The organism is Bifidobacterium miconis, assembly GCF_019331735.1.
Classification (GTDB): Bacteria; Actinomycetota; Actinomycetes; order Actinomycetales; family Bifidobacteriaceae; genus Bifidobacterium; species Bifidobacterium miconis.
The window spans coordinates 1-14,309 of the sequence record NZ_JAHBBH010000020.1; the positions used below are offsets into that span (position 1 = coordinate 1).

At 63.0% G+C, this 14,309-nt stretch carries 15 protein-coding genes and 1 pseudogene; 4 read left to right on the forward strand and 12 right to left on the reverse strand.

Annotated elements, in window-relative coordinates; translation table 11 throughout:
- A partial coding sequence (locus tag KIH79_RS07895) for a hypothetical protein (RefSeq protein WP_219058897.1) occupies positions 1–239 on the reverse strand: 239 nt, incomplete at its 3' end.
- Positions 240–318: 79 nt separating this feature from the next.
- Here KIH79_RS07895 and KIH79_RS07900 point away from each other — a divergent pair.
- Both KIH79_RS07900 and KIH79_RS07905 read left to right on the forward strand, forming a co-directional pair.
- Entirely contained in the window at positions 319–591 is a 273-nt protein-coding gene (locus tag KIH79_RS07900) for a hypothetical protein (protein ID WP_152600621.1), read from the forward strand.
- Positions 592–1,193: 602 nt separating this feature from the next.
- Positions 1,194–2,050: pseudogene (locus KIH79_RS07905) on the forward strand (transposase).
- 87 nt (positions 2,051–2,137) lie between these two features.
- Here the strand turns inward: KIH79_RS07905 and KIH79_RS07910 are convergent.
- Genes KIH79_RS07910 through KIH79_RS07950 form a run of 9 tightly spaced genes read right to left on the reverse strand, consistent with a single transcriptional unit; the run spans position 2,138 to position 10,544 of the window.
- A complete protein-coding gene (locus tag KIH79_RS07910; RefSeq protein WP_219058898.1) occupies positions 2,138–3,805 on the reverse strand; it encodes a VirD4-like conjugal transfer protein, CD1115 family in 1,668 nt (555 codons plus the stop codon).
- A complete protein-coding gene (locus tag KIH79_RS07915; RefSeq protein ID WP_219058899.1) occupies positions 3,802–4,215 on the reverse strand; it encodes a hypothetical protein in 414 nt (137 codons plus the stop codon). The genes KIH79_RS07910 and KIH79_RS07915 overlap by 4 nt, the downstream gene beginning before the upstream one ends.
- Complete coding sequence (locus tag KIH79_RS07920; RefSeq protein ID WP_219058900.1) at positions 4,212–4,520, reverse strand: hypothetical protein; 309 nt, start codon at positions 4,518–4,520, stop codon at positions 4,212–4,214. Before KIH79_RS07920 ends, KIH79_RS07915 begins: the two co-directional genes overlap by 4 nt.
- A complete protein-coding gene (locus KIH79_RS07925) occupies positions 4,517–5,230 on the reverse strand; it encodes a hypothetical protein (protein WP_219058901.1) in 714 nt (237 codons plus the stop codon). The genes KIH79_RS07920 and KIH79_RS07925 overlap by 4 nt, the downstream gene beginning before the upstream one ends.
- Positions 5,231–5,248: 18 nt before the next feature.
- Positions 5,249–6,706, reverse strand: coding sequence for an antirestriction protein ArdA (locus tag KIH79_RS07930; RefSeq protein WP_219058902.1), 1,458 nt, complete (start codon positions 6,704–6,706; stop codon positions 5,249–5,251).
- A complete protein-coding gene (locus KIH79_RS12885; RefSeq protein ID WP_236023717.1) occupies positions 6,706–7,704 on the reverse strand; it encodes a hypothetical protein in 999 nt (332 codons plus the stop codon). Before KIH79_RS12885 ends, KIH79_RS07930 begins: the two co-directional genes overlap by 1 nt.
- A 39-nt stretch (positions 7,705–7,743) precedes the next feature.
- Positions 7,744–8,646 carry a PcfB family protein gene (locus KIH79_RS07940; protein WP_219058903.1) on the reverse strand — a complete coding sequence of 301 codons (903 nt, stop codon included), beginning with the start codon at positions 8,644–8,646 and terminating at the stop codon, positions 7,744–7,746.
- Positions 8,647–8,697: 51 nt separating this feature from the next.
- Positions 8,698–10,149: a relaxase/mobilization nuclease domain-containing protein gene (locus tag KIH79_RS07945; protein WP_219058904.1), complete on the reverse strand. Its 1,452-nt coding sequence runs from the start codon at positions 10,147–10,149 to the stop codon at positions 8,698–8,700.
- Positions 10,140–10,544 carry a MobC family plasmid mobilization relaxosome protein gene (locus KIH79_RS07950; RefSeq protein ID WP_055427653.1) on the reverse strand — a complete coding sequence of 135 codons (405 nt, stop codon included), beginning with the start codon at positions 10,542–10,544 and terminating at the stop codon, positions 10,140–10,142. Before KIH79_RS07950 ends, KIH79_RS07945 begins: the two co-directional genes overlap by 10 nt.
- Positions 10,545–10,832: 288 nt before the next feature.
- Between KIH79_RS07950 and KIH79_RS07955 the strand changes: the two genes are divergently transcribed.
- Both KIH79_RS07955 and KIH79_RS07960 read left to right on the forward strand, forming a co-directional pair.
- Positions 10,833–11,339, forward strand: a complete 507-nt coding sequence (locus KIH79_RS07955) for a hypothetical protein (protein WP_055427652.1) — start codon at positions 10,833–10,835, stop codon at positions 11,337–11,339.
- A 28-nt stretch (positions 11,340–11,367) separates the two neighbouring features.
- Positions 11,368–11,700: a hypothetical protein gene (locus KIH79_RS07960; RefSeq protein ID WP_125981157.1), complete on the forward strand. Its 333-nt coding sequence runs from the start codon at positions 11,368–11,370 to the stop codon at positions 11,698–11,700.
- A 114-nt stretch (positions 11,701–11,814) separates the two neighbouring features.
- On the opposite strand, the gene KIH79_RS07965 is transcribed toward KIH79_RS07960, so the two are convergent.
- Both KIH79_RS07965 and KIH79_RS07970 read right to left on the reverse strand, forming a co-directional pair.
- On the reverse strand, positions 11,815–13,377 hold the full coding sequence (locus tag KIH79_RS07965) for a ParB/RepB/Spo0J family partition protein (RefSeq protein ID WP_219058905.1): 1,563 nt from the start codon (positions 13,375–13,377) through the stop codon (positions 11,815–11,817).
- Positions 13,378–13,465: 88 nt separating this feature from the next.
- Positions 13,466–14,083, reverse strand: coding sequence for a DUF4192 family protein (locus tag KIH79_RS07970; RefSeq protein WP_214314268.1), 618 nt, complete (start codon positions 14,081–14,083; stop codon positions 13,466–13,468).
- Between the last annotated feature and the right edge of the window lie 226 nt (positions 14,084–14,309).

The window sequence follows — 14,309 nt, forward strand, 5'->3', positions numbered from 1 at the left end:
TAATTAATAACTAATACAATAGTTGTAGGAATGGAGAATAGAAATCCTCCAAATAATAGTATTAGCCATACCTTAGTATTGTTCCATAGTAGTTCATGAAGATATATCTTCGGAATTATGGCCCTGCTCAAAGGATACGGACGTAACTTGGCTAAAAATACGCCAACCAGAAATGCTGCTAAGGAAATCCCAAGGACGCAACGCGTCTTAGTGAGAAATAGCTTCAAGAATCCCGTCATACCTCCTCCTCCGCAGGGCCATAATATCCAATCAATGAATCACCATGCCGCAGCGCCCGAAGTCCCCAAGGTGCCAATCATGGACTGGATGGTGGAAGTGAGCGGCGCAGCTGCAGGGAAAATCATTCCCACCGCAGCCGATCCAAGCCAAGCTACAGCGACAATGGCGGTAGCTGCCGCACTCCCAATTCCCAATACCGCCATCAGAGAAGCAACCAGCGGAATAACAAAAGGAGTGACGAACACTGCCGCAAAAGCGACTGCCACACTTGCCATCTGCCGATTTCCCTTATTGCAAGACGTACCGCGAGCATTATTTTCATACCTAGACATCATTGTCTCCCTTGAATAGTATGGGCAAATATTATTTTTTGGGCAAATTATATACATTTCCGTGAAGTATATACGAGCATTATTCTATGCCGCTATAAGCAACAACTAACGGCGGCAATCGTACCGTTTTTACAAACTTTTTCATCATAAAATCCTTATATGATCTCACTATTGCATGGTTGCCATTTTCTTGCTACAAGACATCGGCAAGAGTCTCAGAAATTGCATTTACAATTTCCTCGTTCCAGTTGTATTGTCAGCTTCTCAAATTGAAAATGGATCCACAAGGATCAAATTACTAACTGTCATTCCGAGATGACAACACTCAAGTATTTTCGGAATCGCCTATTGCCAATTATCTTTTTCCGTCTGAGGAACGGTGGTACGCCTCTGAGCAGGTAGATGTACTGGCCGGTGGGGAGAGACTGTTTCGGAAAGTGTGTAGCCGGCTTTGATCGCCGGCTGCGTGGCTGGCGGGAAAGGGTCTGTAATGAGCATGTCGACTGAGACAATGGAAGCCATGGCAATGTGAAGACGGCCCTCAGCAAGGAAGCCACGGAGAAACCAGCGAAACCCAGTGATCCAAAGGCATCCCCGATCTAGCGCGAGCTCGCGCTAGAGATAATCCGGCAGACCAAGGAGCAGGGGCTTGACTTGACCGGCCGCGACGGTCTGCTGAGGCAATTCACCAAGACCGTGCTGGAGACCGCCCTCGACGAGCAGATGACCGAGCACCTCGGACACGAAAAGCACGAGAAAAGCGCCGATGGCAGGGCCGCGAACACGCGCAACGGGACAACCGCCAAGACCGTGACGACGGAGGCGGCCGGACCAGTCACCATCAAGGTGCCTCACGACCGGGACGGCTCGTTCGACCCCGTCATCGTCAAAAAACGGTATCGCCGGCTCAACGACGTGGACTCGGTCGCACCTATGCTAGGTGCCTGACCGCCGGAAAGATCAGCGCGCACTTCCAGGAGAGCTACGGCACCTCGGTCTCCAGAGAGACCGTCAGCCGCCTTCACCTGCTGCGCAATACGTTCCACTATGTGTCCAGAAAGGACTGGGACATACTCAAACGCGACCCGAAACCCATCTACACCGTCGTCAACGAAGCAGCCGCGGAACAGGCTCGCGACGAGATGCTCGACAAGTGGGCGTCCAAATACCCGGCTATGGGCGGCCTGCGGCTTAACACGTGGGATCGGTTCGTTCCGTTTCTCAACTACGATGTGGAAATCCATCAGACGATCTGTTCGACGAACGCGATCGAGAGTCTCAACGCGCGGTTCCGTCGAGCGGTCAGGGCGCGAGGTCACTTCTCCGACGAACGTGCCGCGTTGAGGTGCCTGTACCTGACCGTCAAGTCGCTGGCCCCGACCGGCAAGGCGGGTACGATGGACGACACGTGGAAGCCCGCGTTGAACACGTTCACCGTCACCTTCGCCGACCGCTGGTCCGCCAGCGAGAACATATAACCAAACCACTAGTTACACACTTAACGGGACCGTCCCTCACGACCTTGGCAGCGCCGCACAATGCGATAGCATTATCGTATTTGTCATCTATAGATGACATAACTTCTCACTGAGGAACGGTGGTATGCCTCTGAGCAGGTAGACGCACCGGCTGGTGGGGATGCGTCCGAGTTCGTCCGGAGTGAGGAGTTTACGAGCGTTTTTGCGGGTGCTGCGTGTCCAGCTGCCGTTGAGACCTTTGGTTTCGCTGGTTTCAATGACATCGATGGTCTGGTCTCCGAGCCGGTCGCTGATGTATTTGGTGGTGCTGGGTTCGTTGCCGCCGAGGAAGAGCTGGCTGTCGCAGTTGCCGGCGATGGTCTCCCAGTCATCCCGATAGAGGCTCTTGCCTTGGCTGACGGTCTGGAGGATGATGCTGCAGCTGATGCGTCGGCTTCGTATGGTGGCGATGAGCCTTACGAAGTTGGGGATTTTGCCGATGTTGGCGAATTCGTCGAGCATGCAATGCACGTCGCGGTCGAGCACGCCGTCAGGTTTGGCGTCGGCTTTGCGTACAAGCGTTTCGAAGAGGCATTGGTAGAAGACGCTGGCGATGAAGGAGAACGTGGCGTTGGTGTCGGGTAGTTCGAGATAGATGATGCGTTTGCCTTGGTCGAGGGTTTCGAGCCGGATGTCGTCGCCGTCGAGGATTCGGCGTACCTCGCGCACTTGGAGTGGTGCGAGGTGGACGCCGGTGGTGATGATGATGCTTTTCTTGGTTTCGCCGGCGCCTTTGAGGAACGTGTTGTATTGGGCGCATGCGAACGCGAGCCCGTCGAGCATGTTCCGGGTTTCTGCATCGTAGTCGTCGGGGTGTTCGCGCATGCGGTGGATTTCGGTTTGGGTTTCGGCGAAGAGCGCGTCGATGATGTATTCCTTGTCTTCGTCCTGTTCGCTGGCTCCCATTCGGTCGAGCGTGTCGGTGACTTGGTTGAGGGTGGGGTTGTTTTCGGTGTAGTAGGTCCATGCGATGAGGGCGCATAGAAGTGCCTTTTCGGCATCCTGCCAGAAGCTGTCTCCGGTTTTGCGGTCACCGGTGGCGTTGGTGACGAGGTTGTCGGTCAGACGCAGGATTGCGGATTGGGGTTCTTCGGGATCGATGTAGCGCATGGGATTGAACCGGTCGGACCGGTCGAGGTGAATGAGGTCGAGCGTGTTGACCCGGTATCCGCGATCGCGCATGGCGTGTTCCGTGTCGCGTTTGAGTTCGCCTTTGGGATCGGTGACGGCCCAGTTCATATCCACGGACAATAGGTTGGGTTTGACGTAGTAGCGGGTTTTGCCGGAGCCTGATGAGCCGAGCAGGAGCGCGTTGAGATTGCGCAGGGTGCGTCGCGTGTCTATGGAGAGCCGTTCGGTCGCGGTGAATCGGATGTTGCGGGATTCCACGGGGTCGATGAACGGTTTGATGTCCTTCGGGGTACCCCAGTGGGCGGAGCCGTGTTCCTCGCCGCTGCGCAGGTTCAGGCGTGCCGTGTACTTGTATGCCCAAATCAGCAGGCCGACGCCCATTGCGGCGAGCCCGCACAGCAGGTCGGTATGGTTCGTGGACAGGTGGAATGGATGGTACAGGTCGAGCCAGAACCTGTTCATCAGGTCGATCACTCTCGTACCTTCATCCAGGTCTGTGCGTATCTGGTAGCCGATCTTGTCGCCCAGCCAGAACAGCGTGAACAGTCCCATGGCCGCGGGCAGTATGGCTTGCAGTCGTTTCATTGGTTTCCCCTGTCTCCTCCCACGCTGACGCGGTGCTGCGTCATGGTTCTTCGTATGTCATCTCCGACGGATGCTTCGGCCGATTGCGGAATCCGACTGTTGATGCGGTGTTCGGCGCGGACGCGGATGTTCGTGAGCGTCTGTTCCTTGGTCCATGGCGGATCGTCAGTCGTCGGATGCATGACGGCGGCGTCCGCCGGTAAAAGCTCATCGCGCCCGAGTGTCGGCTGTCTGTTTCCCGCGTCGGCGGCGCTGGTGATGCGCGTGAGGCCTTGGCGGTTCTCGATGGTGTCGTCTCCGTCGCACATCGCGGCAAGGATGCGCCCCACTGGTGTTCCCACATCGTAGATGACCGGGTTCCCGCGTGTGGTTGGATCGTCGATGATGGTGATTGTTCGCGCCATGTTCACGGGAGCGCGTCCTTGACGCTGGTATGCAGGGCCATCTCGTCGGCCAGGATGTACGCTTCGTCGGCGTTTTCCTCTTCGTGGATGATGCCGTGGACGATGAGCCGTCGTCCCTGCAGCGCGCCCTGTTCGCGCAGATATGCCGCATGGTCTCCGGCCGCGTGCACGCGGATGATGAGCGGCGCGTCCATGGTGCCGACGTTCACGGTCATGACTGCCGTCGTTCTGCCGTCGCCGTCGGTGTGGAATCTGGCGTCATCGGTGAGGATGCCGCGCGCATAGGCCTGCGGATGTAGGGCGTCGCTCATCGGCTTGTCCTGCGTTTCCTGATGGGTTTGCCGATGTTCGGGGCTTTGCCTTGGACGGCGTTGATGGCATCGCGTCCGATGGCGCGGGCGTCGCGGCCGCCGCCGGTGAGCGCGTCGGATTCGGCGCGGGCCTTGGCCACCCGGACGTGTTTGGAGGCGAGCGTGTCGAGGGCCTGCTCCCGTGCAGCCATGACACGGATGCTCCACGGGTCCCGGTAGTCGTCGATCGGCTGGCTGATGCGGGTGCGGTCGGGCAGTTCGTTGCGTCGGGTCTTGCGGTCCACCGGGTAGGAGCGGCATGCGGGGTTCGCGGATCGGATGTAGTGGATTGCGGTGGCGAGGTCGGCGATGCGTTCCTCCGCCGTTTTGTCCATGTCAATGAGCACGCGCCCCTGCACGTGTTGTTCGTCGCATACGGTGCGCGTCCATGTTTCGTAGTCGCGCACGTCAACGATGTCCCGTTGTTCGCAGTCGTGCTGGTATCGCGTGGCGTCGAACCGGTAGGTGATGTCGTGCGGGTGCACGTCGGCCGACCATTCGGGCAACGGTTCGATGGGGATCTCGCGCAGGGTGACGAGCCGGTACGGTGGTTCGATGTCCCCGTAGGAGCCTTGGGGCTGGAGGATGCCGAAGCCTTCCATGCGCAGCTCGTAGCCGAGGCGTTTGAGTTCGTCCTGCAGTTGCCGGTAGGCGGTGTCCATGGTGGTCATGCTGGTCTCCTCGGCGGCTTATCGGTTGCGGGTCTTCGTCCGGTCCGGCGTGGATGGATGGGCTGTGGGGTCGTCGGCGCGCTGGCTGGCCCGTTGGCGTATGCCGTCGAGCACCGTGTCCTTGCCTTTCGACGTGTTCGGTTCTTCCTCTTTCGCCGGCTTGGGGTTGAAGGAGGTGATGGGCGCGGGCAGCGCGTATCCCTGATCGATCGGGGTGATGCCGTCGGCGGGGTCGAGTTCGCCGGCGGGTCTGGCGCCCATGGTTTCGGCGAGTATCGCGGCGGCGTCGCCGTGTCCGGTCCGGTCGGCGATGATGCGTTGGAGGGTGTCTTCCAATCCGGCGCTGATGTCGGTGGAATCGGCGGGCATGATGCACTGGTAGACGGGTGCTCCCCAGTTCGTCGTCGTGCCGGCGAGCGTGTATTCCATGATGCGTTCGCCGGGTTCGAGCAGCGATTCGAGCCGGAACGGTTCCCGTGTTGGCATCTGGTCGGGATTGGCGTGTTCTGCTGCGTGTTCGGCGACGAGTCGGGCGAACGTGGCCGAGCCTGAGGGCATGTCGCCGTCCAGCTGGTCGACCACCGGTTTGACGAGGCTTTGGACCTGTTGGCGCAGGGTTTCGTCATCGGTGTCGTTGGCCTGCATGATGCGTTCGGTGATGCGTGTGGCGTCGTCCGATCGCATCACGTTGTCGTGCGTGTCTCCCCAGCGTTCGATCATCCGCATTGCGTCGGGGGTCGACTGCGTCGTGGCGTCGAGACCGGGCTCGTCGTCGGTGTAGGCGTCGATGATCTGCTTGAGTTCCGTGCCGGAATACCGTTTGGTGTCGGGGATGGTGGCGTCGAGCAGGAACCCGTGGTCGGCGAGGGTGACGTTGTCGTTGATGGCGGCGTCGCGCCCGTATTTCGCCACGTCGAAGTACATGCCGTATGGCCCGTCAAGGAGTTTCGCGAGTTCGGTGCTTTGGTTGACGCAATGCCAGCCGTACATCTCGTCCAGGTCGGGCGTATTCTCCTGTGTGATGCCTTGCGGCGGGTCGTAGGTCATGTATTCGATGTCCTCGGATTGGACGAGCAGGTTCGCCAGTCCGATCGGGTCGTGCACGCCGTTCATGTCGGCCGCCAGCCGTACCGCCTCCAATGCTTCGGGCTGGTCTTGCGCGAAGATCCGGGCGGCTTGTGCGAGCGTGTTGAGGTCGTGGAGGTCTTCGTATTCGCCGGGCCGATAGTCGAGTGCGGCGAGCAAGCCCGTGTATTCGTGGTCGAAGATGCCGTATTCCTCATAGGTGACGCCTCCTTGGCGTCCGATCTCATTGGCTTGCTGCGCGTCGAGCGTCAGTCCTACCTGTTCGGTGAGGAACCGGTCGATCCGCTGCTCGTCCGTGGGCAGGCGCAGCCATCCGCCGATGAGCGTGCCCTCGTTGTATCGGCCGAGGTTGCCTACCCATACGTTGATCGTCAGGTCGTCTTCAGCCATCATCGGCTCCTTGTCTGTGTTTGCGTCTGCGTTCTTGTCTGCGCGGTGGATGGTGTTTGCGCGCGGCGTTCGGCCCTGTCCTTGATGGCGTCGAGCGTCCGGCTCTTGCCGGCCGGCAGTGATTGCTCGGCCGCCTGTTCGGGGTTTTCCGGACCGGGGGCTGCTGGCGGTTCCTCGCCGGTTCGGGTGCCGGTGGTGGCGGTGACCGGTTTGTTTTCGGCGCGTTGCCTCGCATAGGCCATGCGTTGCGCTTTGACGGCGCGGCACAGCTGCCATGCGTCGTCGATGCGCATGGTCTCGCGTTGTTCGCCTTTGCCGCGCCACAGTTCCACGGGTTCTCCGGGTTTGAAGCTGACGGTCACGTCGCGCCCGTTCAGTTTGGCGTCCCTCGCATGGTCGGTCAGGAAGCGGTCGAGCTGCCATCCGGTCAGGTCCACGCCGCGGATGCTGGTGCCTTGCGGTATCGCCACGCGCATCTTGTCGAACGTGCGCCCGTCCTTGGAGGTCATCCGGTACAGGTGCACGTAGCTGTTGGGGAAGTTCACGCGCGGCCAGATCTCCCTTGTTCTTCCACCGGCCGCGGGTTGCGTCGGCTGCGCGTCGCCGGGCCGGCCGACGGCCGTTTCGTTCCGCCTCGGCTTCGGGACCGGAGCCTGCGCGTTTCCGGGCTGTTCGGGCTGCCATAGCGTCGGCGTCTGCATGGCGTCGGGCGTGTTCCATGATCGTGTGGCCTGCGTGCGGATGCGTTGGGCGATCTCGTCGGAGGCCTGGTCGAGGTCCGGCGAGGGGAAACTGAGCGCGGCGTCGGGCCATGCCTGGTTGTGGCGTCGGATCGCGTCATCGACGACCATGCGGGCGACCTGGCCCAGCCGATTGTCCTGCGGCATGCCGGCGGCCGCGTATTGCTCGCCGCGTCGTGCGATGTCCGCCAGGGCCTGCCGGTCGTTGTCGATGAGGTTGTCCATGAGCCAACGCGCGTTGGCTGAAAGCTCGGGCATGGCGGTGCTCCTTTCCGGTCATGGTCGTCGCGCATCCGCTCACCGGGTGCGGGTGCGTTGCTTCGAGGGCGCCGTGCGGCGTTGGCCTTCGATGCGTTTGCCGGCCCGCGTGCGGATGTCGTTCAGGGTCTGCTGCTTGGTTTTGGGGCGTCGCACGCCGCCGTCCGGGGCGGGGATGTCCATGCGGTTCCAGTCCAGGCCCCGCGAGCGTGCGGTCAGGGATTCGATCGCGTCGGCGATGCGTCTGGCCTGGCCGGCCGGGTAGGTGAAGCGCACCGTGTCGTCGGCGACCCGTTGCGTGTGGTGGGGTATGTGGAGCCGGTCGAGCTGGTCGGTGATGATTGCGGCGTCACGGTCCCAGGGCACCGTGCGGAAGTCGAATCGGCCGTTCGATGGCGATTCGGCGTCGAAGGCGAGGCGCAGCGCGTCGTCGGATGGTTCGAGGAACGGGTTCGGCTCCTCCCGTTCCGGCATCGGCGTCGTCTCCGTGGGCGGCTGTGCGTGGTCGGTGTCACCGGGTTCGGGAATCGTGGCGGTCTCCTGTTGGGCGAGTTCCCGGTTGAGGCGTTCGACGATGCGTGAGACGACGTGGTTGACCTCGTCGGCGTCCTTGCCTTGGAAGTGGAGGAAGGTGCGGCCGGTGTCGCGGTCGTGCTCGATGTGGAAGGTGATGCCGGCCTTTTTCAGGTCGTGTTCGAGCTGTCGGGCGTATCGTCCGGTGACTTCCTGCACGTTGATCGGCTCGCCGGTGCGGTGCAGGGTTTTGCCGTCCACCTTGCCGGTGGTCCTGATGCGCCGTAATGTCTCGCCGGTGGCATGCACGCCGATGCCGAGCAGGTGCAGCGCCTTGTCGAGCCCGTATTTGGTCACGTCGATGATGACGCGTGTGCCTTGTTCGCTGACGCGCATCATGAGTTCCTGCGCCTGGTCCTCGGCCGCCATAGGATTCTCCCGTCATCCGTCGTGGTTCGTTGCGTTCCAGCTTCCGCCGGCTCACCGGTTCCTGCGGCGGACACGATGCCCGCCATCGCGGCGTTGCGCGCGCCGTGCGCCGTCGGAGCGTTCGTAGGTTGGCGTGGTGCGGGCGATGAGCCGGCGCAGGGCGAGGGCGTCGGAGGCCAGGCCACGGGTCTCCTGCTCCTCGATGGCGAGCTGGGCCTCCAGTCCCGTGGCGTCGGCTCCCTGATCATGGTTGTCGGCGATGAGCGCGATCAGGGCGCGCATGTGCTTCGCGTTGAGTTCGACGGAGTCGGTGAGTCGGCCGAGCGTCGCCAGCCGGCCGTCGCCTTCGTCGATGACCTGGGCGAGCACCTTGAGCTCGCGCAGGCTGTCGGCGAGCCGGTCGCAGGCGATTGCCTGACGCAGCGCGCGCCCGTTCACGCCGGTCAGGTCCCGGCCGTCGAACCGTTGACGGCAGTAGTCCTCCAGTCGCAGCGTGGGCCGCGCGAACCATGCGTACAGGCCCTCGCAGTCCGTTGAACGTGCATAGCCGCCGTTCTCGTCGGTGAGCACCTGTCTGACGTCGTCGGACAGGTAGGCGTGCCAGATCCTTCCGTCACGCACGAGCCGGTCGCACGGTATGGACAGGCGCAGGCGTCCGTGCGTGCCGGGCACCCGAACGGTCACCGCCGTATCCGTCCGACGGGCGATCATGGCCTCGTGGAAGGTGATCTCGCTGAGCGTGCGCCGGTGGATCTTGCCCATGATGGCGAGCATGTTGTATGCCACGCCCAGTCGCCGGTCTCGGATTCCGCGGGTCTGCCCGCATGGCGTGTAGGTGATGCGTCCGCCGCGCACGGTCGCGTTGACGCCGAGCGTCGCGAGTTCGCGGCGGAAGCCCGCGAAGTCATGGGCGTTCATGCAGGCCGTGTCGATGCTGGTGCGCAACCGGTCCTTGATGTTGCCGCCTCTGGCGCTCAGATGGAGTTCCCCGATCGACGGGGCCACGCGCCCGGACCGTTCCGGCATGAGGGTGTGCAGCCCGTATTCGCGGCATAGCCGGTCGCTGATCTTCCGCCATTCGCCCAGGGTTCCTTTCCTCAGACGCAGGGCCTTGCCCGTGATCCGGTCTGCCGGGCAGATGAGGATGTGGTTGTGCATGTGGGATCTGTCGGTGTGGGTGGCAATCACGTAGTCGTGCGTGCCTCCGGTGATCTCCCGGACGAACCGTTCCCCGATCAGATGCGCCAATCGGGGCGTGACCTGGTCGGTGGGATCGAACGATTGGATCACGTGCAGCGCCAACACGGCCCCCTGCCGGCGTGAGCCGCCTTTCGTGGCGTCCAACGCACATTCGAAGCCTCGGGCGATGGACTCGGCGTCCGTGATGTCATCGCCGACGGTGGTCGAGGCCCACCGGTAGCCGTCGGTCTTGGCCGGGTTCGTCACGTAGGCGATGCTGCGGGCAAGCGTGCTTTTGATCTTGCCGATCTTGACTACAGCCATTCGGGCACCCCTTTGGGGTCAACGTCGGTCTCCACCCGGATGCGCAGGCCCGCGACCAGCCGTTCCGCCTGGCGCAGCTCGTCGAACACGCGCGAGAGCATGGCCAGGTCCGTCTCCCGCGTGGTGTTCGCGTGACGGGCGATCTGGTTGACGTTGTTGCCGATCCTCGCCAGTTGGGCGCTCACGTCATGCAGGTTCGCGGGCACGGTGATGTTGACGCGGTGGGCGCATCTGATCCTGTTGCGGGCGAACGCCATCCATCCCACGGGCCTGAGCCCGGCCTGGATGCGCTGACGGTTCTCCACTTTGAGCGAGTCCGCCACCCACCGCCATTCCTCCTCGCTGAACGTGACCGCCTTGCGGATCGTCCTGGAACGGTTGCCTTTCCAACCCATCGGCGCCTCCTCATATCGGGTTCCACGGGTGTCCCGCGATCGGCCCCGAGCCTCGCGGGGCCGCGCCGGTGTACGTACACCGGCGATGCTTGCTACACACCAACCGCCCCTCCGGGGAGGGGATGGTTGCGCACCGGTCAGTTTCGCCTTGGCGCCACGCCATGCGCGGCGGACTTCAGGTCACGTTTCGCATGCCGACGCCGGTTCCGTTTCGTGTCCGCCGGCATCATTGCCGGCGTCGTTCTACGATGCGGGGCAGTGAAGAACAATCACCGTGAGGAGACCGTCATGGCGAAGCCGAGGGAACGCAACCGGGCGATGCGCGCCATCGCCGACAACGCATTGGATGCCGAGTTGGAGGCGCTTCGGCGCAAACGCGGCGAACTGTCGCGTTTGGGTATCCTGCTGGACGATATGCGCTGGGCCGCGGAACGATTCCGTGACGCCGCCCAATCGTTCTGCGACGACCATCACATGCCTCGTGCCCAGCTCGTGCGCACGCTCAGGATGGAGCCAAGGGAGACGGGCATGGCGTTCCATGCCGTCACGCCCGACTACGGGCAGGCCAATCCCGCCGATAGTCACGGCGAAATCCATGATGGCGAGGATTTGTCCCTCGAATCCGACGGCCGACCGGCATCCGCCGTCGATACGCCGGAGATTGCCCTGACGGAAGACAACGCCGCAACGGCGAATGCGGCCGATGCCGGTGATGCCGGAGAATCCGGTTCGATTGGATTGGACCCGGAGGGATTGCGATTCGGTTTCCCGCGTCCTGGCGGCTACGCTGGATGACATTGGCTACATACGGGAGGTGGCGGCGATGCCGATGCTGCTGGTGATGCTTGGCCTGTCGCTGGCGACGGGCGTGATACGCATGCTGATGCGTGGCGTGGCCTCGTGCCTTGCCCTGCTCGCGCACCCGTTGCGGCTCGTGGTGTTCCTCGCGAACTCCGTGTTCACGGCATTCGCCATGCTGTCGGGATTGCTCATGCTGGCGTTCCTGCTCATGCATTTCCTCGCCGGCTCGGACGCTCCGGCATTGGACGGCTCGTTCGCGTTGATCGTCGCCGCGTTTCTCACAGCCGTGCTTGCGAGCATGCTCATGGATTGGTGCGACGCGCGGCTCCGACGACGCTCCTCCCGCCACGGCTGAACGTCACCCGCCGCCGCTTGGCTCCGAAGGCGCGGGCGCGCATGCGCCGTCACGTTTCGCCATTCGCGCCCGGACGGGGCGGAACCCGTATTCCGGTTCCGCCCCGTCCGTCGCTTATTCGGCGTCGTCCGGCTCGCCGGATGCGTCGTCGGCTTGCGATGCCCCATCGTCGCCCGGTTCGCTGTCCTGCCCTATGCCGGTATCCCTGCCATTGTCGTCGTCATCGATTGGTACGAGAGAGCCGTTGAGGGCTTCGACTTCCGTGTCCGAGGTGCGGTAGCCGAATGTTTCCAACGCCTCGTACAACGGTGCGGCGTGTTCCGCGATGGTCGCCGCGTCACGCCACGTTTCCCAACTGACGCGCTCTTCGGCCAAGGCGTAGAGCAGTCCGAACGCGGCCCGTTGCGGGTCGCCGGCAATCATCGCGGTGACGGACTCGCGTAACGGGTCTTCGGCCTCGTCCTCCGGCTTTGCATCATCGGCGTCGCCGCCGCCCGCCGTGCCGATGCCGGTGATTTGCTCCCAGATTTCCTCGGCGTTGCTATTCCAATGGTCGAATCCCTCGGTGAGCGTATCGAGCGCGAATCTTGCGGACAGCATGGCGACGGCTTTGCCGATGCCCTTCGGCTGGGATTTCAGTTCCATGAGATGCGTCACGAACGCGATGCGCAAATCACGGCTTGCCCGCGCGAACTCTTTGGCCGGTGCTGTCTCGCGTTCCTCGCGTTCCCGTTCCTCGCGCCAACGCGCCTCACGCGCCTCGCGGGCCGCGGTCTCAGCCTCCTCGTCCACGGTTTCGTACAGGGCGATGCCGCGCGCCCATGACGCGCCTTCGGCCCGCACCCCCACGACGGGCGTGGCTCCGTCATGGGAGTCGCGCCATGCGTCGATGGCCTTGGCGATGTCGCCCGTGGTCAGCATCGTGGTGCGACGCAATCCCTTTGGCGAGTCATACCAGTTGTCCGTGTTCGGCTGTTCGTCGGCCGCATCGATGCCCATGCGTTTCAGCTCGGCTCGCGCCGTGTCGAGCCATTCGCGCCATGTTCGCTCCTGCCGGGCATGCTTGACGGCCATGTTCCAGTTCTTGCCGCCTGCCGCCTCGGCGAGCCGTTCCTGAAGGTCTGGATGCCGGTCGAAGTCGGCGATGGTCTCCCAGTCGTCGATGCTCAGCTGGGCTGTTCCGGCCTTGCTTCGCGCGTTCTCGCCGATGGCGGCTATCTTCAGGCGTCGGCGCACCAATGACGTGGAACGGCCGGTGCGTTGTGCCGCCTCGTCCACACCCACGCCCAAATCGAGAAGCCCCTGATAGCCGTCGGCCTCCTCGATGACGGTCAGGTCGGCGCGCTGGCTGTTCTCCACGAGCATGAGCTCGCGTTGCTCCCGTTCCGACAAATCGGCCACCACGGCGGGCACCCGGCTCAATCCGGCGAGTTTGGCGGCGGCGAGGCGGCGATGCCCGATGACGAGCAGGTAGCGTCCCTGCGGCGTGGGAGTGACGAGCAGGTTCTGCCGGATGCCCTGCGCGCGTATCGAATCCGCGAGTTCCGACACATCGCCCACGTCGCGGCGCGGGTTCGCGGGGTTCGGGTCGATAAGTCCCACGTCCAGCATGACGATGTTCGATTCCTCCATGTCTTCGTCGGTCGCTACGGGACGTTCGATGATTGCGATTTCCATGATTGTCTCCTTGAAAAAACGGATGATTGGGGATCGGTGGGGACTTCCGGAATCGGAAGCCCCCACCAGATGAATCCACGGCCAACGCTCAGTGGCGGCGGCGTTCCGTCCACGCGGGGCGGATGCCGTGTTCGCTGGCCGCGAGCACGAGGGATGCCAGCGAGCAGTCGTCGTCCAAGGCCAAGGCCTTGAGCGCGCGCACCGCGGCGGCGGTCGAACGGTCGGCCATCCACAGCAGGTACGCGCACGACGCCATCGGCTGTGCCTTGTATCCGTCCGGGGCGTCGGCCGTCACCGATTCCAGCAACGCCGTCGCGCGTTCCCCGCGTCGCGTGTCCGGCTGATAGGCGGCGTCCTTGAACGCCCGTGACAGTTCGCGCATGACCACGGCCGCCGACTCCATCGAATGCGGCTGGGCGTACAGCATGTGCAGTTCACCGCCGCCCATTTCGCGCAAAGATGCGAGTATCAGCGCGTCCCGCATGCTCAGGCACTCGGTCATCAGCACCGCCAGCGTGACGCGCTCCTCATGGGAGAAACCGCCCTCGTCGCGCGACAGCAGGCCGTTCCACCTGTCCATCAGGGGCGCGAACCACTTGTCGGCCGCTTCCGCCGGCCCAAGTTCACGCCGGTCCTGAAGGAACCCGTCGCGTACGCGCTTCGCCAGTCCGGTTCCCGCCGTGCGGGTGTCCACCATGTCGTTCATGTCCATCGGTCCTTTCCGTGTGGTTTCCATTTCGGACACCACCCGCCTGCCATGCGCGCAGGCGGAGAGACCGGAGGCGTGGACCGTGACGATCCGGGCCGTAGCGAAGACGGCATGCTGGTCCGCCGTCGCAGCGCAGGCACGGGAGCGGCGCGGGACACGGCGCAGGGAACGCAGACGGAGCGCATGGCATGCTGGTGGTGGCCGCAAACCCCTCGTCAGATTC